Source organism: Moritella dasanensis ArB 0140 (assembly GCF_000276805.1).
GTDB lineage: Bacteria > Pseudomonadota > Gammaproteobacteria > Enterobacterales > Moritellaceae > Moritella > Moritella dasanensis.
This window is the reverse complement of the sequence record NZ_AKXQ01000019.1, coordinates 40,180-59,498: the sequence shown is the minus strand read 5'-3', so window position 1 is coordinate 59,498 and position 19,319 is coordinate 40,180. Positions and strand designations below refer to the sequence as shown.

Sequence of the window (19,319 nt, the reverse complement as noted above, 5' to 3'; positions counted from 1 at the left end):
ATAATGGGATAAAAATGTGATCTAGAGCTGCCCTAACCAGCCTTTACTGTAACCTTGATATTGCTTGGTCTGCAGTAGCAGTAAATTATCTTTGGCTTGGTTTTTTTTACCCTGCTCTATCTGACTAACAGCTAATAAAAAACGCCATTTGTCCGTCTTCAGTAACGTTTTTTGATCTTTGTTTGTAACATCGAGATCCAATAATGCGGCATACGCTAATTCAGCTTCTGACCAGCGCGCTTCTAAATACAATAACTGCGCTTGCTGTTGCTCATGCTTGGCTAATTTAATGCCAGCGCGTTTAGCTTGCGCTAAAACATCCAGTGCTTTACTGCGTTCTCGCGCCATTAACCAGGCATCACTCAGGCCTTTGAAATAAGCTAAATCGAGTGATAAAAGTTTTTTCTCTGCGCCTTCAATATACACATCAGCCGCTAATCTCGGTTGTTGTTGTTGAAGATATAACGACGCTAATACCCGATAGCCTTGGGCGGTAAGCAGACCTTGATTACGCGTGATCGCCAATATCGATAACGCGGCTTTATTCTGCTCTAAACTAAGATAGCTATACGCTAAACGTTCCCAATAATCTTTTGATTGAGGGAAATCGACTACCGCTATTTGCAGGTGCTTATTAAGCTGTTTGCTGTGTTCTAAACGCTGTAATAACGCTAATAATAATTGCAGGTAAGATTCTTTTTTCGGTGCTAACTTATAGGCTCGTTTTGACGGTGCTAAAGCAGCGATTAACTTGTCTTGTAAATAATAACCTTGCGCTAATAATGCCGCATTACTGGCTTGTTGATCCTTGGTGATCTTGTAAGTCTCACGCTGCTTATCATCAAGCTTGTCCACCAGCAAAAACCAAGCATTAAGATGTTGAGTTACTAATGCCCATGACTTTTTATTTGTATCTGGGGTTTTATTAGCGTTTGCAGGGGAAGATAACGATGCGGCTAGCTGTGCTGCTAATTGTTGGAATGTCAGTTGCTGCTCAAGCTCTAGCGATAAACTTAATAGCCGAGTCACCACTTGATAACCCTGTTTGTAATTTTGCTGACCAAGCAAGATTTGCAGCTGTAAATTACTCGCCAACAATTGACGTTCAACGGAGTGAGCCAATTGCTGCTGATAAAAATCAGCGATGTCGTTGGTTAAGATCTTATTCGAGTCAGCCTTAGCTTTGCTTTGCTTATCATCCTGTGCCGACATCTTCGCAAACGCCGTTGTTAAGCTAACATAACGGCTATAAACAGAGGCTGGTACTTGCTGCGCTTGTGCAGATGGTAACGACAACATCAATATGGCTAACAACAGCAAACCCGACAGCAGTGATGACGGTGATGATAGTGCCGGTGAAAGCGATGAACAACCTTGCTGCATTTTAATTAAGCTCAAAGACCATTCTCCATTTTTTCCATACTTCGGTACCTGCAGGGGCTTTTTCAAACTGCCAGCGGCGCACTGATTTACGCGACACTTTACCGAAATAACCACGCGGGCTTTCTTCGATTATCTTGATCTCTTCACTGCGCCCTTCATCATTAATCAAGACATGTAACAGCACATAGCCTTCAATTTTCAGACGTTTGGCTTTGTACGGATATTGCGGGTTAGTTTTACGTAATACTTTAGCAAAACCAATTTCCGGCTCGCCAACCGCAGCTTGTTCAACAGCCGCGACTGCAACAGGTATCACATCAGCTTGTGGTTGAATATGCCTGGTCACATCGACGAGTTGTGGCGATACATCAAAGGTCGGCACAGCTAACGCAGGTAAGGTAATACTGCTGTTTAAATTAATATTCTGGACATCAAAACTCGGTTGCACAGGTTGCGGTAAGGTCACCATTTCTTGCTGTGGTTTTGGTTCAGGGATCACTTCTAGCTCAGGGCTAATGTCCTGTTCTTCAACACTTGAATCGGTGAATTGGCGGAAGTCGATCGAAATAGGATCTTGTACAGGGGGTTTATTGCTGCCAACCGTTAACGAATAAATTAATCCCGCTAAACTGACATTCACCACGACTGCCAGCCCGAACGCCAACAGCCAATGACCCTTACTGCCTCGCTGTTGCGACTGCAACATTGTCCACCCCAGCTAATCTGACTTGATCTAATACTTCAATTAAACGGCCGGTATCAACACTGCGATCAGCATTCAACATCACCGAAGTATGATCGCCACCACTTAATGTTTTCACTCGACTACGTAATTTACGAATATCAACTGGCTCGCCTTCGATCCACACACCGTTTTCTGCATCGATAGACACCACTAAACTCACCGCGCCTTGCATATCATTGGTCGCGCCATCGGGGCGTTGAATATCAATGGCATTCATCTTGTTAAACGATGCGGTAACTAAAAAAAAGATAAGTAAAATAAACACCATATCAATCATTGGCGTTAAATCGACAGTAAGCGCATCGCTATTATTTCGACTAAATCGTGTTCTCATTTAAATCCCTTTCACAACTAATTTTTGCGCCAAATCCAAGGTCAGCAAGTTCGCGCGTTTGTTCAAGCTATGACAAAAAAACAACCCCGACAAACCCGTCACTAATCCCGCTAAGGTGGTTAATAATGCTTGAGCAATACCACTGCTAAATAATTCTGAAACCCCGAGACTGTCAGATAGCACAGAGAAATTATCAATCATGCCATCCACCGTACCAAGCAAGCCTAATAACGGTAATACCCCAGTTAAGGTTTTAATAAAAATAAGGTTACGCGTGAGCTGGCTTTTTAATTCAGAAATAAAACCATCACGCACCGCCACAGCCAATAAGTGCGATTGGTCTTGCCACTGCGCCCATTCTGCTTGGTAATGCTTAGAGAGTGTCGGATATTGCAAAAAATACTGTAAATAGCAGCGGGCGATCGTCCACCACATCACTACCGACAGCAGCATAATGACCCAGAAGATCAGCGATGCATCATGAAGAAATTCAATAAACGCCGACATAATTATGAATTACCAGCTGTTTGTCGGTGATGAGTAACCACCTGTGCAGTCAGCGATTCATTCACACATACATTAAGACGTTGTTGTCGCTGCGCCAATAACCCAGCACTTTGATGTTCAATGACATGGACAATACTGTCACTTTTACTGGTTAATAAACTGTGTAATAACATCAGTGGTACGGCCGCAATCAAACCAAATTTAGTGGTTAACAAGGCTTGTGAAATACCGCTGGATAATACTTGTGGGTCGCTATTGCCATAAGCCGTGATAGCTTGGAAGGTTTCAATCATCCCCGCTACGGTGCCTAACAGCCCTAATAACGGGGCTATCGTTGCCAATACCGCTAACGAGCCTAAGCCTTTACGACATTCCGGTAATTCAGCCAAAATAGCTTCATCAAGAAAACGCGCTAATTCATCTGCGTTACTGTTTTCGTGGCGATCAGCAACACCAATAATACGACCGAGTGAATTATCGGTCAGTTTATCTAAATGCTGCTTTTGCGTTTTAATTTGCTTGGCTTCACGCGATAGCACCCATAAACGGAATAAACCGATAACCATGCCGATCAAACCCACCGCGACAATAATGAAACCGATAATGCCGGCATCAGAAAATATTTGCCACCACACACGTTCTTCTGTCGCGCGTTGCAGTAAACCACCTGCAGAAGGGTCTATTAAGGTACTCACAAAGCCATCTTGTGGCTGCGAGAATCCAGCAATGCGTGCGCTGATATCCGCCGAGTTTGACGGTAATAATTGATAGCTTTCACTCGCGGGTTGATACAGTAATGGTCCTTGCGCGGTAAAGGCTGTAAACCCAGCAATTTGAGTAACGGCTAATATTTCTTTACTGCCATCCGCCATCGTGACGGGTGTATCTGCGGTAGTGATTTTACTACTTGCTACCATTTGCTCGGTAAACAGTAGCCATAAATTTTTAATCGCCGCTAAATTAGGTTCATAATTTGCTTCACTATAAGGCGATAGCTGAGTTGAACGACCTGATAGTGTCGCGCTCAATGGACTCTTATTTAACTGACCACGTAGGTCTTGGCTAGCACCGCGAAATTCACTGAACACTTTATCCAAATCTGATTTTTCACTATTGGCGAGTTTACGCTTCGCTAAGATCAATTTGTTGTTACCCGCAATAGCATTTTGTAACTGCGTCATTTGTTGCTGTAAGGCTTGATTACGCTGCGCTTGCTTGGCTAGGTTAGCTTTTTGTGTTGTCAGGTTTGCTTTGAAACGCGTTAATGCCGCGTTATCTATTTGCGTTTCTGCCACATTACTGTGTTTAACTTGTTTTAACAGGTCATCTAATGGCGTTGCGTAAACGTCTAACATCAATAAACTAAACACAAGAAAAATATAAGCACTAAAACGCAGCGAGAAAGTCGTTAGTGCTTTAAGAAGTCGATCCATTATAGTGCCTCCTGCAGTTGCGTTTCTGAACTAGTATTAAGCGATGCTTCTAACAAGGGTAACGCCAATAAAGTCGGTACGGTTTTATTATCTGCCACGGCATAAGCCTGTTTCACTTTTGGTAACCACGAATCAGGTAGTATTAACCAAGTACGAGTGCTGTTATCCCAATACCCGGCAGTATGCTGATCGGGCGTTAAATAATACAAGGCAACACGGCCAACACGAATAAGTTGCACAGTTCTGTCAGCATCACTTAACGGTAATTGCGCTTGCCATGTTTCGATGGTATCGCCGTATTCTGTTTCAATTTGATACGCTTCTAAAATGCGGCGGTATTTATCTGCAATACTAATATTGGGGTTATCTAATAAACGATTAAGTTCGGCTAAACGTAATTGACGTTCTTGCCATAAGAATGGAATATCTTGCTCAACAAACAACGTGAGTACTTGTACCATTTGCTGCATTAATGGCGTTAACTCCATCCGTGTTTCACGTACGCTCGCCATGTTATCTTCTAAACTGGTTAATAATGTCTGCTGTTGCGCGACTTGTTTTTCGAGTTGATTGGTATAAGCCGTGAGTACTGCATTTTCACGTAATAAACTGCGATATTCAGCCACGGTTTCACTGGTTTCTTCATCTAATGCAGCAATGTTATTTTGCGTGCGCTGTGCTTGTGCCTGTGATTGTTGCTTGCTGCCGATAATATTATCGAGTTCGCTGGTTGCTTGGACAGGCATGATTAATGTGCCTGCAAGTAACCCGATTGACCAAATTGCTGAATAGTTCATGTTATTCCACTGTTTATGCCATGGTGATTAAATGTGATGCTTAAATACGGTACTTAAAAAGGTATTCGGGGGATTAACTAATAAGCCACGGCTAACCTAAATGAGAATCATTATATTTAAGCTAATTGTATTTAGCAATCAAATCAAAAATATATGTTAATATTGTGTTCATTATTGGTAACCACACTGCAGAGCGCAATTATGATCATTCCCTATAAGCAATTAGATAAAGATACACTAAATACCCTTATAGAACACTTCGTGTTACGAGAAGGCACTGATTATGGCACCCTTGAGATGTCGATGTCAGAAAAAGTCTGTCAGGTCACCAAACAACTTGATACCGGTGATGTGGTCATCGTTTACTCTGAATTACATGACAGCGTGAACATTTTACCAAAGAGCGAAGTTCTTAAAAACCCACAATAATTGTGTGAATTTTATACTTGATCTCCATTCATTTAACTCGTATAACATAGCACTCATCCCTTAAACTCAACTAGTTGGTCGATAAAATGTCAGCAAAACATCCTATTATTGCTGTGACAGGTTCATCAGGCGCCGGTACTTCTACCACTAGCTTGGCCTTTGCTCACATGTTCCGACAAGAAAACATCAAAGCCTCTTTCATTGAAGGTGACAGTTTTCATCGCTATACCCGTCCTGAAATGGATGTAGCGATCCGTAAAGCCCGTGAACAAGGCCGACATATCAGTTATTTTGGCCCTGAAGCCAATGATTTTGAGTTACTGGAAAACTTCTTTCAAGACTATGGACGTGATGGCACGGGTAAATACCGTCGCTACCTGCATACTTTTGATGAAGCCGTGCCGTATAACTTAATGCCGGGTACCTTTACCCCTTGGCAAGAGATTGATGCGGGCACGGATATCTTATTCTACGAAGGCCTACACGGCGGTGTCGCAACTAAAGACAATGACGTGGCGAAACATGTAGATCTGTTGATCGGCATGGTGCCTATCGTTAACTTGGAGTGGATCCAAAAGTTAGTCCGTGACACTGAAGACCGAGGTCACTCTCGTGAAGCGGTAACAGATTCTATCGTCCGTTCGATGGATGATTACATTAACTTCATTACCCCACAGTTTTCACGCACCCACATTAACTTTCAGCGTGTACCGTTAGTGGATACCTCGAATCCATTTAGTGCGACGACGATCCCAACTCTGGATGAAAGTTTGGTGGTGATCCGTTTCCAAAGTGTGAAAAATGTAGATTTTCCGTATCTGCTAACCATGATTGATGGTTCGTTCATTTCCGGTATTAATACCTTGGTTGTACCTGGTGGTAAAATGGCACTGGCGATGGAGCTTATCTGTGCACCACTGATCCGCCAATTATTAGTCGAAGGTAGAATTAGCTAACCGCTAACAACAAGCTTATAAATACAAAAGGGAGACGCTGTCAGACAGCGTCTCCCTTTTGTTTATCTAGCGTTAATTCAAGCCAGTTTCTTTAGCGCATGATTATTTCACATTACGATTTCACATTATGGTCAATGGTGAATAATTACAGCGCCAAGAACAAGCTGATAAATAACGGTGATGCCAGGCTTAATATAAAGCCACTGACAATAGCCAAAGGGACATAACCATTACCACCAGACTTTTGGATCATCGGTAGCGTGAAGTCCATGGCCGTTGCCCCAGCATAACCAATCGCGGTTGATGGGTGCAGACGAATAAGCGATGGAATAATCAAAATAGCCACCAGCTCGCGACCTAAATCAATAATAAACGCCGCGCCACCAAATACCGGAGACAAACCATCGGTGATCAAAATACCCGATAACGAATACCAACCAAAACCCGATGCTAGCGCCAGACCATTACTTAATGGTATATCCAATAAAAACGCAGCGGCTAATCCGCCAATCCAAGAACTCAACATCACCACAATAGCAATCTTAATGCCCCAGCTATTAAGTAATATTTCGCGTAACTTCATGCCACTGTTACGCAGTTGGCAACCTATAAGCAGTAATAACAATACCAACGCACCTTCGGTGATGGCATCAATATCAATTAGCTCTGGCGATACAAACAGGCCGACTATAAAGCCTGCTGCAATCACAAAGATTAACTGTACCGATTCTAAAATGAGGTGCCATTTACTTAATGTCTCACCCTCACCTTCAACGGTTTTCGATAAACGTTTATCTAGGCCCCATAACGCCAGCAAGTTAGCGACAGACACACAAGCCAACACAGTAAAACTATATAGACCTATATTCTGAATATTTTCGGCAAAGTTATCCAGATGCGACAAACTAATGCCCATCAAGAATAAGATCACGTACACCATTTTACTGGTTGATACGTTGACCCAATGAATATGTTTCTGCTGCGTTAACGCAACAAAATAGCCCAATACCAAGGGCACGATTACAATTAAAAATCCTGAATACATCTAACGTCAGTCCATGTTCTATTAGCAACAACAATTAAGCAGTAGCAGTTAAGCGACAATCATTAAGCGACAACACTCACGGCATTAAGCGCATTAGAGAGTTCTTTAAACTGTGCACTGTCATTGATCAACAAACACACTCGTTCACCTTGCTGCTGACGCGTTTGCGCTTGGCTAGCAAAATCAGCACTTAATGTCGGATAACGTTCGGCATCACGACGGCACAATTCAATAAAGTCAGTAATGCTGTTGTCACCGCTATTACGTTCATCATCGTCTTCAACGTATAAGATGACATCGGCCTGTTGCATCAAACGCAGGGCTCTTAGACGTAATAAATCAGTTTCATCAGGCAATTGAATTAAATAAATATCACCGGCAACATCGCCTTGTGGCGTCGCTAACTGCAGATCAAATTCTTGCTGTAATTGCACTTTATCAGTTGCCAGTGCCACGGCTTTAGAGCTAAAGAAGCGCTCCCAAAAACGACGGCGCTCGGTCACGCTGTCAAATTGTTGTTTGACGCGGTCGCGTTGCTCACCAGAGAATGCACCTAGCAGCCCCAGTGTTTCCGGTAATAGGGCTTCGAGCTTTTCACGTAAATAACGAATTAATACCGGCGCAGTGCCACCACTGGAAATTGCGATTTGTAACGGAGAACGGTCAATAATAGAAGGCGTGATAAATTCACATAATTCTTGCTGGTCGGCAACGTTCACTAATAAGTTACGTTCACAGCAGTCTTGCCATACTTGCTTATTCAGCGCGGTATTGTCGGTTGTTACCCATACCATCGCGTAACTACCTACGCAGTCATCTAAATAATCGCTGTTGTAACCGTCGATGATCGCCGTAATTTTGGCTCGCCCACTACAATTATCACCACCGCTATCACGATAGCGTTGCAGAGTATCATTTAAACGCGGTGACAAAACCGTGACGTTAGCGCCAGCACTCAATAACAAGTCAACTTTTCGACTCGCTACTTCGCCGCCACCGACAACCAGTACGTTCTTATCATTTACATCCATAAATATTGGCAAATACTGCATGTTACATCCATTTAAAAGTGCATAAACAGGGGTTAGTATACGGCGCAAGCTGCTGATAGTCATCAATATCACGACTATAGAAAATAATTAATTTAGTGGCACAGAAAATGCTTATATCTATAAATAAAGAAATATGACAAGAAATATGCAATAGAACAGCGGAATTATGTCACGCGTCAGACAATTTTTTGACTCCGGTCATCAGTAGAAGGTTTATCATGCAAGAACTTAAACAGTATATTCAAAATTACAAACAGATAAACATCGCCACCACTTGGTTACTGCTTGCAGCTGCATTAGTATTACTATTGCCAACAACTGCACTGTCGGTCTCAGGCTTAGATCAATGGGTCAGCCAATACCGTGGTTACATCTCTATTATTGTCATCTCTGCGCTGGCTTATTTTATCGCTTTACTGCTGGTTAAAACCGGGCAATCGGTACTTGATAAACAAGTCGAAACCGGCACCATGAACAAGATCCATCAAATGGTCAAGGTAATGAATACCTCTGAACAAGCGGTGATCCGTGAATTTATTTTCCAAAAGAAAGATATCATTTCACTGCCATTAGAAGCAGCCGCCGTGGCTAATTTAGTTGATAATTGTATTTTGGTACCAGCATTAAACAGCCAAGAGATCATCGGTACAGGTAGCAAGATTAAACTGTGTATCAACATTAAAGCGCGCCCGTTACTGGATCATAAAGCCTTAGGTTTCCCAGAAGGCAAGATGACTGATTTACAAGCGAAAGCGCTGAAATCAGCACGTCCTGCATTTGCTAAAGAGTTTTACGTTCGCCACTAAGCTTGCATCAATAACAAGCCGCTGTGCATAACCCCGTTGTGACCCCTCACTGATTGAGCTGACGCCAAGGCTCACGAACGTGCACGAAAGCAACACAGCAGAGTACATAATTTGGTGTACTTTGCTTTGATCGTTACAGCGAATGATAATTATCCCGTCTTTTTACAATTCTCTATTCAGATTGCCGCCATAAACGCGTAAACTAACTAAATAATTCTATTTGACGTTCATCGCTAATCATAAGTGCTGAATAGTAAGAGGTAATCCGTGTCTATTAAATTTATCGCATCTTCAAAACTACCAACACCTTTTGGTACTTTCACCATGCACGGCTTCGAAGACTCAGAAACAGGTAAAGAGCATGTTGCACTAACCTATGGTGAGTTAACGGGCGATGATGTCATTCTAGGACGTATCCATTCAGAATGTTTAACCGGTGATGCACTGTTTAGTTTGCGTTGTGATTGTGGTTTTCAACTTGAAACAGCGATGAAAAATATCACTGAAGCGGGTGCTGGATTTATTCTTTATCTGCGTCAAGAAGGCCGTGGTATTGGTCTGTTAAACAAGATCCGCGCGTATAATTTACAAGATGCTGGTGCGAATACCGTTGAAGCCAATGAACAGTTAGGTTTTGCTGCGGACTTACGTAATTATGCGATGTGCAAACCGATGTTAGATCATCTTGGCGTTAACAAAGTGAAGTTAATGACCAATAATCCGAAAAAATTAGCGGCGATGGAAGAATACGGCGTTAATGTCGTGGCACGTGAGCCATTACAAGTGGGTAAGAATATGCACAATGAGCATTATTTGAAAACCAAAGCTGACAAGCTTGGTCATATGATGACGGAAACGCATTTCAAAGAAGATCAATAAGCGCTGCTGTTATTAATAACAGCTACCGCTATAAACAATAACAGCAGCCATTGGCTGCTGTTATTCGTTTCATACCACAATGCCAAGTAACCTATTTGCCACCCACCATTACGTCTATTATGTCTAAATCGTCACGTTAAAGTTCGCTAGTACGCTCTGCTAAGTAACCTTGGTAATCTGGAATTTCATGTTCGTATTTACTGCTGGTATGAATCGAATCGATAATAAAATCTGCCGTGGCAGGATTCGTTGCTACCGGAATATTCCATACTGCCGCTAAGCGTAATAATGCTTTAACATCGGGATCGTGCGGTACCGCATTCATTGGGTCCCAAAAGAAGATCATCATGTCAATCTCGCCTTCTGCAATCAGCGCACCAAGCTGTTGATCGCCGCCCATTGGACCACTAAACAATGCTTTAACAGGCAGTCCTACGTGTTTAGTCAATAACGTGGCAGTGGTGCCAGTACCAAACAAATGGTGTTTTTGCAGGATCTCAACACGTGCTTTTGACCAAGCAATTAAATCTGACTTCATGTGATCATGGGCTACAAGCGCGATACGTTTGTTAGCTGCCATGCAACGGGTAATTTTTTGCATCAGTGACCTACTGTTAATTTTAAAAAAATAACTTAAGACTATTTAAGAGAATGGGGCTGATGATACTACTAAATAAGCGGAGATACACGGATAGGAGTCCCAGTTCAGCGACTCAAACGAGCACCAAACTGGGTTATTCACATTACTATATTTATAATTCGGTTAATGGTCGCCGCCACCGAGTTCTAGCAAGGTAGCATTACCACCGACCGCAGTAATATTGATCGTACGCGTACGCTCAGTAATAAAGCGCAGGATAAAATGATTATCCGTTACGTATGCCAATGCACTACCGCTGACTTCAGCCACCAGCTGTGCCAATAAACCGCTACGAGTCGATAAGGTACGGTTAATGTTTTGTGCTGTCTTCGCATCACCCGTAAAGGCAACACCAGCCACTTTTGGCGATTCAATCAATGCAGTTAACGCTGTTTCTTCAGCGCCTTGCACGACTAAATTCGAGATGCCAGCGGCGTGTAACGTATTAAGCAACACAAACTGTAATGCTTGCTGCGCTTGTGGTAGCGCCAATACCAAGGTATTACCGGCTAACAATGCCGCACTAATATGACCAACGATGGCATTAATCGTGCTGCTCTGCTCTGCGTCTGTCGCTGCAACAACAAATAAACCACGTCCGGCACTGTAAAGTTCGTTCACTTCACCCGTCGGGCCTGGCATTAATTTTTCATCGCCCAGTAACGTCACCGCTTGGTGTTTTTGATATTTCGCCATTTCACCAGCAAGTTTACCTAATGCCGCCTCTTGGCTAATGATATCAACCCACTTAGCAATCAATTCTGCACGGGCAATCACACCCAAATCATTCCAGTGTTGCCATGCGCAAAGACCGGTTTCAATCAGCTGCTGCGTCTGTACTACTTTATTTTTTACAACCATGGTTTAACTCCTTAATTTACAATGACGCAGCTTAAGCGCTAACAACTTGCTTAGTGAAACGATAGAGGTAATGTGGACCACCCGCTTTTGGACCCGTACCTGATAAACCTTGACCACCGAATGGTTGCACACCAACCACAGCACCGACTTGGTCGCGGTTGATGTAGCAGTTACCGACTCTTATTTGGCGTTCAATATCAGTGTAAGTACGTTCATTACGGCTGTGGATACCCATCGTTAGACCAAAACCAGTGGCATTGATTTCGCTAATCACCTTGTTTAACTCAGCGGCTTTATAACGCACGATATGTAAAATAGGACCGAACTGTTCATTTTCTAATTGGTCAATGCTGTTAATTTCAAATGCGATTGGCGCAATAAAATCACCAAAGTTACATTCTTCACTCAGCGTTACTTCACCAACTAATTTACTTGTTGCACGCATTATATCAATGTGCGCTTGCAGTTTATTCTTCGCCAATAAATCAATCACCGGACCAACATCAGTATGATGCTGTTGCGGCAGACCAACGTGTAATTCTTTCATTGCACCTTGGATCAAGGTGGTAATACGGTCAGCAACGTCTTCCTGCACAAACAATACGCGTAATGCTGAACAACGTTGTCCCGCTGACGCAAACGCAGAGCGCATGACATCACGAACGACTTGTTCTGGCAGTGCCGTACTGTCAACAATCATGGTGTTTTGACCACCCGTTTCAGCAATCAGTGTCGCCACGTTGGTATCACGTTTAGCCAATGAACGGTTAATCACTTGCGCTGTTTCAGTCGAACCGGTAAATACCACACCAGCAATACGTTCATCCGCAGTCAGTAATGAACCAACGACAGCACCGCTACCAGGCAGTAGATGTATCGCTTCTTTAGGGAAACCAGCTTCTAACATCAGTTCCATGGTACGCGCTGCAATCAAACTCGTTTGCTCAGCAGGTTTCGCAATCACGGTATTACCCGCGACTAACGCTGCGGCAACTTGACCAAGGAAGATAGCTAACGGGAAGTTCCAAGGGCTAATACAAACAAAGACACCTTGTCCCTGACGTGTTACTTGCTGGGCAATACCATCAAAACGTACTTGGTTTTTTGCTACCGAGAAGTTTTCAGTGGCTTGCATTGCGTAGTAACGACAGAAATCAACCGCTTCACGTACTTCATCTAAGCTATCGTGAATGGTTTTACCGGCTTCTTTATGGCATAACGCCACTAATTCAGCCAAGTTTTCTTCTAATAAATCGGCTATATTATTTAAACATGCAGCACGTTCTGCGACTGGTACTGCAGACCATGTTGGGAAGTAATCCGCTGCCGTATCTAGCGCAGTTGTTACTTCAGCAGGTGTTGACCACAATACTTGACCCACGTGAATACGACGGTCGTATGGTGCACTAACAGGCTTAGCGTTAGCTAATTCAGTGGTGATCACTTGACCATTAACCACTGGCGCTGCTTGCCACGTTTTTTGCATTTGTAATGTCAGTTCGGTATTAAACGGCGTGATCTCACTGATAATATCAACATTGATGTTGCATGAGTTTTTACGCCCGGCAAAAATCTTCGTTGGTAATGGGATCAAACTATTATGTAATGTCGGACGACTGTCTAAGGTATCAACCGGATGCTCTGTTAATTCCGTAATCGGACAATCAGCATCAACCAAACGGTGTACAAACGAGCTGTTTGCACCATTCTCTAATAGACGGCGAACCAAGTATGGTAGCAAGTCTTTGTGACTACCGACTGGCGCGTAAATACGTACGTTCACACCATAGATGTCTAATGCGTGGTTATAGAGCGCATCACCCATACCGTGTAGACGTTGGAATTCAAAATCTTTATGCGTAGCCATCGTCGCAATAGCAGATACCGTGTGGGCATTGTGGCTGGCAAACTGTGGATAGATACAACCACGAATTTGTTCGCTAAGTAAGAAACGTGCACAGGCTAAATAGGCAACATCAGTCGCTTCTTTGCGTGTATAAACGGGGTAAGCATCATAGCCATTTTGCTGTGATAATTTAAGCTCAGTATCCCAATAAGCACCTTTCACTAAGCGCAGCGGGATCACATCGCCCTGCTCTTTCGCTAATGCTGCAAGCCACACTAATGTTGGCAATGCACGCTTAGAATAAGCTTGAACAACGATACCGAATTTACCCCAACCTTGTAGTCTCGGGTTACGGTATAGTTTTTCAAATAAGGCTAATGACAGCTCTAAACGATCGGCTTCTTCCGCATCAATGGTGATACCGACATCTAAATCACGCGCACGTAATAATAATTCTAATACCGTGTCGTGCATTTCTGTCATTACACGCGCTTCGTTAGCAACTTCATAACGTGGGTGTAATGCCGATAATTTAATAGACACGGTCGGCGCTGGCGTTTTATCTTTGGCATAGGTATTTTTGCCTACCGACTCAACCGCTTTGATGTAATCATTAAAATATTTTTTGGCATCATCGGTCGTTAATGCAGACTCACCTAACATATCAAATGAGTAGGTAAAGCCTTTGTCACGTTGTGGACGGCCATTTTTTTGTGCTTCAGCGATGTCACGACCCAATACAAATTGGTGTCCCATGATCTTCATGGCTTGGTTCATTGCTTGACGAATAATAGGTTCTGATACTTTATTTACTAAACGGCTAATGGTATTACCCGCTGATTTAGTATCGTTGCGATCCATGCTGACAACTTTACCGGTCAGTAATAGTCCCCATGTCGATGCATTCACAAAGGTTGAATCAGAATTTTTTAAATGTGATTTCCAATCTGCTACGCTTAATTTATCGCGAATTAATGCATCAGCTGTTGCCGCGTCAGGAATACGCATTAAGGCTTCGGCAAGACACATCAACAAGATACCTTCTTTAGTATCTAAGCTGTATTCCAATAACAAGGCATCAATCATTTGAATGGCTTGTTTATCAGCGCGCACGCGTTCAATTAACACAGTTGCATTGATTGTGATCTGAGATTTCTCTTCTGCAGATGGACGGGCCATTGGTAGCAATTCTGCTAACCATTCTGACTCATCAACCATATACAAAGGAGATATTAACTGCCAAAGTTCATCCATAGGACGATCTATAAACGACGGTGAAAGTGCATCTAACGCTTTAAACATACCAAGGGCCTCTTAACTTACGAAATTTAATGCTGCCGGAGTGTTACATTAAAGATACGAAAATAATATGGGTTAGTTATCAGAAATAGAAAGAAAATGTGATTTATATAAAATAATTAGTATTTAACTGCAGTTTTGCAGGGCATTTAAGCGAATACACCACCTATAAATCATAAAAATAGTCTTTATGGTAAGCGTTGTAAGGATAGAAGGTGGCGACTAACAAGACAAGCCGTGATCACTAATAGTATTTTCACCGCCCAAATAGGGGCAAAATAAATGGCTAATAGCATCGCCAGCCACATACTTGAAAGAGAACTTACTAACTGCTTTTTGCTAATACCTTTACGCAATAAATAATTGGTTAAGTAAGGGCCAAGATAGCGATGATTAAACAGCCATAATTGGAGTTTGCGTGAAGAACGACTAAAACAGGCAGCGGCTAACAATAAAAACGGCACCGTTGGTAATAGCGGTAAGAAAATACCTAATACACCTAAAGCGACGGCAAGACAGCCAGCCAAAAGTAACAATGTACGCCACGGTTGCGAGACTAAATAATTTTCAGCCATTATCGGTTCTGTCACGTTTGTTTCAGCAACAAGCGGTTCATCAACAACTTGATTAGGTTGATTTATGTTTTGCTTGGTTGTTGGTTTAGTCATGTTCGTTTCTCGTCACCGCGTTATCAGCAATAAACAGCTGTATTGTTATGCACCATACCTCATCATAAAGCAGCGTTGGCATTAAATACTAGTTTAGTGACTATTTTAATACTGAAAAATATGAGGAAGGTGATGTTCGCGGTAGTGAGTGAGTCATTATTTCGTCAAAAAATAGATTATACGGGCTTATCTTGCGTTGCGTTTCGATGGCATGAAACCCTGCGCCAAAACGTCTGGGCCATCAGACTTAAAGAAAGATCTGATGGCCCAGAAGCACGAGTCTAAGTTACTCAATCCCCATCAATAAACGGGGTAAAAACAGCGCTATATCAGGAACAAAAGTCACCAATAACACCATAGGTAAATGCCCAAATAATAATAATTTAACCGTCGGCACAATATATTTATTGAGCGGTAACTTAGCCACCCCCCCTGCCATATAGAGCATGGGCGCACACGGTGGCGAAACATTACCGAGTCCAAGGTTTACGCCAACAATGGCAGCAAAATGAATCGGGTGAATACCAAGCGCCTGCACAACGGGCAAGAAAATAATCGCCGCTAATACACCACCAGAAATATCATCGACAATCATCCCGATAAGCAATAGTAATACATTGATGACCAACAGGATAACGAGTTTATTATCAGATATTGTTAATAAGGCTTCAGCAAGTTGTTTGGGGACTTGTTCCAAGATCATTGCCCGGCTCATAATAAACAAGAAAAACAATACGGCCATAATGGATCCGGTCATCGTCACCGCACGAACGGTTGCACTGCCTAATGTTTTAAATGTCAGGCCCTTGTAGACCATCAAACTAACTGGAATCGCATAAATCACCGCAATGGCTGCCGCTTCTGTTGGCGTCGCAATGCCACTATAAATAGCACCTAAGATAATGATTGGCATCAACAATGCGAACATTGCATTGTATCCCGATTTAGCGACGCCACGCACTGCTTGAGCGAAAGGTAAAGGCGGGTCAACTTTTATCGATGTATCGTTACGTAAAAACCAAAAATTCAAACAACAGTATATTATCGTTAACAAGATACCCGGAATAATAGTCGATAAAAAAGCCGCGCCGACAGACAGTCCACCGGTAATCGAAAAAATAATCATTGGGATACTTGGCGGAATTAACAATGCTAATACCGAAGAACAAGCTACTAAAGCCGTCGCATGTCCCTCTGGGTAGCCCTCTCTTATCATCCGCGGGATCATTATTTGTCCGATCGCCGCAATCGCGGCCGATGAACTGCCAGAAATTGCACCAAAAAGCGCGCAGGTTAATACGGTTACAGCACCCAATCCACCCTTAAGGCGACCAACGATTGAATTGACAAAATCAAGTAAACGCTCTGAGATCCCGCCTTCGGCCATTAAAATCCCAGCTAAAATAAACAAGGGCAACGCTAACAGCGCAAAACCACTCGCGGTATTAAAGCCATGCGTGACTAAAAATGAAATATCATTACCAGTCGCATAGGTAAATAAAATAGCGCCAATACCAAATGAAAATGCCACCGGAACTTCAGCTAATAACAAAATAACTATGACTAACATAGATAAAAGGAAGATAACCATAATGCTAGTCCTTATCGTTAATTAAAGATTGATGCCCTAGGGCTTGAGATTGATCTTTCGCGGCTAACATCATCGCACGAAAGTCTTTGGCAGCATGTAGTAGGAAGTAACCTGCCATCATAAAGAAACCAAAGATCATGCTGGCACTCCAGAGTCCTTTTGGCCATTGCAAATACAGACTCATGCGTCCTTTTTCAATCATATATAATCCGTATTTAGCCGCATAATAACCAAAGATACAGGCGGCAATAGCACAAATAATTGAGCCGATAAAACGGATCATTTCAATTTTAAACGGGTCGCTAACAACAAGGGTCACGATACCGCCGTGAATATGTGCCCGCTGCTTAGTCGCATAACCCATACCCAGAAAGTATGTCCATACCGCCATTAAAATTGCAGCTTCTTCTATTCCCGCAAAAGGAGAATCGAGCGCATAACGCATGATGACTTGGGCAAACATTAATATGGCGAGTCCGAGACCGCTAAAGATCATCGCCGCTTTGAGACAGCAATCGAGCAAAAATTCAAACCGCTGCAGCACGGATTTTTTTACTTTATCTGGTGAGCTAACCAGCGGCGGTAGAGTCGCGGATGCTAATTTGCTGGGATTCATAAATATATCCTCTTACATCTGGAATTTTTGGGCCAGGTCATGTAATTACAAACCTGAACCCAGATTAGGCATAAGAAGGGATTATTTAATACCAGCTATTTCACGCATCATATTCATGATATCGCTACCCACTTTTTTCTCCATATATGGCCATTCTTTTGCGTACAGGATATCTTTAGCTTTAGTACGCTCTTGGTCTGATAATTCGATAACTTTAATGCCACTATCGCGCACCTTGTCTAAGAATCCGTTATCGAGCGATTCAGCTTCCTGCCAAGCCCATTTGAGTGTGGCATCGGCTGCCGCTTGCATTTTTTCTCTTTCGGCCGTTGGTAGATCTTCCCACCAGTCTTTATTCACTAACCAAAAAGCATGCTCAAAATAATCACGGGTTAAGATGTAAGCTTCTAATACATCACGCATTTGGTAAATTTCAACTGCCGGACCAAAGGCTCGACCATCGACCGTGCCCAGTTGCAATGCCGTGTACAACTCGGAATACGGCATAGGAACCGCCGCAAATCCCCAGTTTTTAAAGCGTTCAATTGCGAGGGGTGACGGGATCACCCGCATTTTTATGCCTTTTGCATCTTCAGGAAAATTGGTTGGAATTTTGTCGACGCCTTTACGGATAGTAATAGAACCAAAACCAGTTGGAATCGTACCGAGCGCCACGAGATCCATATCTGCAAAAATATCATTGTACACATCGAGCATCGGGCCACCGGGGCCGTAAACTTTACGTGCACTTTCCCAGTCATCGACCACATAACCCAACCAAGTCAGATCAAGTCGACCATCAAATTCAGACGCGCCATACGTAATGGTCATGGGGATAACACCCATCATCGTTTGTTCAAACTGCGAGGTCCAATCACCGAGATCGCCACCTGGATGATAATCCGCTTTATAAGCAGAACCCTGTTCTTTTAATTGTTCGATAAATTTCTGAGAAGAGTGGTGGAAAATATGTTCGGTGTTATAAGCCTGGGCAAAAATAAACTCCTCACCAGCCATCGCAGTATTGGTTGTCGACACGCTCAACACGGCGGCAAAGCTACAAGCAGTAATCAATCTTGTTTTAATACGTTTTGTTTTATTCAACACAATATTAATCCTCTATTTTAGATTTTATAAGCCTTACTTTAGAATGATTTTTATTCCAATTTAGGCGAGGTCAAATTGATTCTGCTCCGTTTTATAGTTTATATAAATTCAAGAAACCTTAACTAAAGTTAACCATTTGTTAACCTAATGTGCGCTTAGTGTTTGTCAGTTGTTTGCATACCCATAAATAACCTCATGGACCTAATTGTCACTTTATTACAGATTATTACTTTGAAATTAACCTTAAAAGCAAATTATTACGCTAAGACGACCAAGGTCACAACAAAGAAAAAGCGCCTAACATGGCGCTTATTCTCATCAATTT

Annotated in this window: 19 protein-coding genes; 4 read left to right on the top strand and 15 right to left on the bottom strand. The window is 42.7% G+C overall.

The features are described from left to right. Positions 1 to 21: 21 nt before the first annotated feature. The 6 genes from A923_RS0115435 to A923_RS0115410 are packed head-to-tail and all read right to left on the bottom strand — an operon-like array spanning position 22 to position 5,199. The gene (locus A923_RS0115435) at positions 22 to 1,398 is read right to left on the bottom strand and encodes a tetratricopeptide repeat protein (RefSeq protein ID WP_017222584.1); all 1,377 of its coding nucleotides are present in this window, start codon (positions 1,396 to 1,398) and stop codon (positions 22 to 24) included. Next, entirely contained in the window at positions 1,385 to 2,089 is a 705-nt protein-coding gene (locus A923_RS0115430) for an energy transducer TonB (RefSeq protein WP_017222583.1), read from the bottom strand. The genes A923_RS0115435 and A923_RS0115430 overlap by 14 nt, the downstream gene beginning before the upstream one ends. After that, positions 2,061 to 2,462, bottom strand: a complete 402-nt coding sequence (locus tag A923_RS0115425; protein ID WP_017222582.1) for an ExbD/TolR family protein — start codon at positions 2,460 to 2,462, stop codon at positions 2,061 to 2,063. The genes A923_RS0115430 and A923_RS0115425 overlap by 29 nt, the downstream gene beginning before the upstream one ends. Further along, the gene (locus tag A923_RS0115420; RefSeq protein ID WP_017222581.1) at positions 2,463 to 2,969 is read right to left on the bottom strand and encodes a MotA/TolQ/ExbB proton channel family protein; all 507 of its coding nucleotides are present in this window, start codon (positions 2,967 to 2,969) and stop codon (positions 2,463 to 2,465) included. It abuts the gene before it with no gap. A gap of 2 nt (positions 2,970 to 2,971) precedes the next feature. After that, positions 2,972 to 4,402 (bottom strand): MotA/TolQ/ExbB proton channel family protein, encoded by a 1,431-nt coding sequence (locus A923_RS0115415; RefSeq protein ID WP_017222580.1) that lies wholly within the window; start codon positions 4,400 to 4,402, stop codon positions 2,972 to 2,974. Then, complete coding sequence (locus tag A923_RS0115410; RefSeq protein ID WP_017222579.1) at positions 4,402 to 5,199, bottom strand: DUF3450 domain-containing protein; 798 nt, start codon at positions 5,197 to 5,199, stop codon at positions 4,402 to 4,404. The genes A923_RS0115415 and A923_RS0115410 overlap by 1 nt, the downstream gene beginning before the upstream one ends. A gap of 201 nt (positions 5,200 to 5,400) precedes the next feature. Here A923_RS0115410 and A923_RS0115405 point away from each other — a divergent pair, with 201 nt between their 5' ends. Further along, entirely contained in the window at positions 5,401 to 5,628 is a 228-nt protein-coding gene (locus tag A923_RS0115405; protein WP_017222578.1) for a YheU family protein, read from the top strand. Positions 5,629 to 5,714: 86 nt separating this feature from the next. Next, positions 5,715 to 6,584 carry a phosphoribulokinase gene (locus A923_RS0115400; protein WP_017222577.1) on the top strand — a complete coding sequence of 290 codons (870 nt, stop codon included), beginning with the start codon at positions 5,715 to 5,717 and terminating at the stop codon, positions 6,582 to 6,584. 145 nt (positions 6,585 to 6,729) lie between these two features. On the opposite strand, the gene A923_RS0115395 is transcribed toward A923_RS0115400, so the two are convergent. Next, a complete protein-coding gene (locus tag A923_RS0115395) occupies positions 6,730 to 7,629 on the bottom strand; it encodes a LysO family transporter (RefSeq protein ID WP_017222576.1) in 900 nt (299 codons plus the stop codon). A 62-nt stretch (positions 7,630 to 7,691) separates the two neighbouring features. Continuing rightward, positions 7,692 to 8,681 (bottom strand): precorrin-2 dehydrogenase/sirohydrochlorin ferrochelatase family protein, encoded by a 990-nt coding sequence (locus A923_RS0115390; protein WP_017222575.1) that lies wholly within the window; start codon positions 8,679 to 8,681, stop codon positions 7,692 to 7,694. Positions 8,682 to 8,899: 218 nt separating this feature from the next. On the opposite strand from A923_RS0115390, the gene A923_RS0115385 reads away from it, so the two are divergent. Next, positions 8,900 to 9,487 carry a super-infection exclusion protein B gene (locus tag A923_RS0115385; RefSeq protein WP_017222574.1) on the top strand — a complete coding sequence of 196 codons (588 nt, stop codon included), beginning with the start codon at positions 8,900 to 8,902 and terminating at the stop codon, positions 9,485 to 9,487. Positions 9,488 to 9,754: 267 nt separating this feature from the next. After that, complete coding sequence (ribA, locus tag A923_RS0115380) at positions 9,755 to 10,366, top strand: GTP cyclohydrolase II (protein ID WP_017222573.1); 612 nt, start codon at positions 9,755 to 9,757, stop codon at positions 10,364 to 10,366. A gap of 136 nt (positions 10,367 to 10,502) precedes the next feature. On the opposite strand, the gene A923_RS0115375 is transcribed toward ribA, so the two are convergent. The 7 genes from A923_RS0115375 to dctP form a co-directional block, all read right to left on the bottom strand. Beyond that, positions 10,503 to 10,967, bottom strand: a complete 465-nt coding sequence (locus tag A923_RS0115375; protein ID WP_017222572.1) for a methylglyoxal synthase — start codon at positions 10,965 to 10,967, stop codon at positions 10,503 to 10,505. A gap of 162 nt (positions 10,968 to 11,129) precedes the next feature. Next, the gene (locus tag A923_RS0115370) at positions 11,130 to 11,867 is read right to left on the bottom strand and encodes an aldehyde dehydrogenase family protein (RefSeq protein ID WP_017222571.1); all 738 of its coding nucleotides are present in this window, start codon (positions 11,865 to 11,867) and stop codon (positions 11,130 to 11,132) included. Between the two features lie 31 nt (positions 11,868 to 11,898). Further along, positions 11,899 to 15,015, bottom strand: coding sequence for a bifunctional proline dehydrogenase/L-glutamate gamma-semialdehyde dehydrogenase PutA (gene putA / locus A923_RS0115365; protein ID WP_017222570.1), 3,117 nt, complete (start codon positions 15,013 to 15,015; stop codon positions 11,899 to 11,901). A 185-nt stretch (positions 15,016 to 15,200) separates the two neighbouring features. Further along, positions 15,201 to 15,680, bottom strand: coding sequence for a YbaN family protein (locus A923_RS0115360; RefSeq protein WP_017222569.1), 480 nt, complete (start codon positions 15,678 to 15,680; stop codon positions 15,201 to 15,203). 286 nt (positions 15,681 to 15,966) lie between these two features. Further along, a complete protein-coding gene (locus tag A923_RS0115350; RefSeq protein ID WP_017222567.1) occupies positions 15,967 to 17,271 on the bottom strand; it encodes a TRAP transporter large permease in 1,305 nt (434 codons plus the stop codon). Positions 17,272 to 17,275: 4 nt separating this feature from the next. After that, the gene (locus A923_RS0115345) at positions 17,276 to 17,887 is read right to left on the bottom strand and encodes a TRAP transporter small permease (protein ID WP_017222566.1); all 612 of its coding nucleotides are present in this window, start codon (positions 17,885 to 17,887) and stop codon (positions 17,276 to 17,278) included. An 81-nt stretch (positions 17,888 to 17,968) separates the two neighbouring features. Beyond that, positions 17,969 to 18,994, bottom strand: a complete 1,026-nt coding sequence (dctP, locus tag A923_RS0115340; RefSeq protein WP_017222565.1) for a TRAP transporter substrate-binding protein DctP — start codon at positions 18,992 to 18,994, stop codon at positions 17,969 to 17,971. Between the last annotated feature and the right edge of the window lie 325 nt (positions 18,995 to 19,319).

Excerpts from the sequence above, each read along its gene's own strand:
- A923_RS0115360 (WP_017222569.1), bottom strand. The coding sequence starts at position 15,680 with ATGACTAAACCAACAACCAAGCAAAACATAAATCAACCTAATCAAGTT.
- A923_RS0115400 (WP_017222577.1), top strand. The coding sequence starts at position 5,715 with ATGTCAGCAAAACATCCTATTATTGCTGTGACAGGTTCATCAGGCGCC.
- A923_RS0115350 (WP_017222567.1), bottom strand. The coding sequence starts at position 17,271 with ATGGTTATCTTCCTTTTATCTATGTTAGTCATAGTTATTTTGTTATTA.
- A923_RS0115345 (WP_017222566.1), bottom strand. The coding sequence starts at position 17,887 with ATGAATCCCAGCAAATTAGCATCCGCGACTCTACCGCCGCTGGTTAGC.
- A923_RS0115390 (WP_017222575.1), bottom strand. The coding sequence starts at position 8,681 with ATGCAGTATTTGCCAATATTTATGGATGTAAATGATAAGAACGTACTG.
- A923_RS0115425 (WP_017222582.1), bottom strand. The coding sequence starts at position 2,462 with ATGAGAACACGATTTAGTCGAAATAATAGCGATGCGCTTACTGTCGAT.
- A923_RS0115410 (WP_017222579.1), bottom strand. The coding sequence starts at position 5,199 with ATGAACTATTCAGCAATTTGGTCAATCGGGTTACTTGCAGGCACATTA.
- A923_RS0115375 (WP_017222572.1), bottom strand. The coding sequence starts at position 10,967 with ATGCAAAAAATTACCCGTTGCATGGCAGCTAACAAACGTATCGCGCTT.
- A923_RS0115385 (WP_017222574.1), top strand. The coding sequence starts at position 8,900 with ATGCAAGAACTTAAACAGTATATTCAAAATTACAAACAGATAAACATC.
- putA (WP_017222570.1), bottom strand. The coding sequence starts at position 15,015 with ATGTTTAAAGCGTTAGATGCACTTTCACCGTCGTTTATAGATCGTCCT.
- A923_RS0115415 (WP_017222580.1), bottom strand. The coding sequence starts at position 4,402 with ATGGATCGACTTCTTAAAGCACTAACGACTTTCTCGCTGCGTTTTAGT.
- A923_RS0115430 (WP_017222583.1), bottom strand. The coding sequence starts at position 2,089 with ATGTTGCAGTCGCAACAGCGAGGCAGTAAGGGTCATTGGCTGTTGGCG.
- A923_RS0115395 (WP_017222576.1), bottom strand. The coding sequence starts at position 7,629 with ATGTATTCAGGATTTTTAATTGTAATCGTGCCCTTGGTATTGGGCTAT.
- A923_RS0115405 (WP_017222578.1), top strand. The coding sequence starts at position 5,401 with ATGATCATTCCCTATAAGCAATTAGATAAAGATACACTAAATACCCTT.
- A923_RS0115420 (WP_017222581.1), bottom strand. The coding sequence starts at position 2,969 with ATGTCGGCGTTTATTGAATTTCTTCATGATGCATCGCTGATCTTCTGG.
- A923_RS0115370 (WP_017222571.1), bottom strand. The coding sequence starts at position 11,867 with ATGGTTGTAAAAAATAAAGTAGTACAGACGCAGCAGCTGATTGAAACC.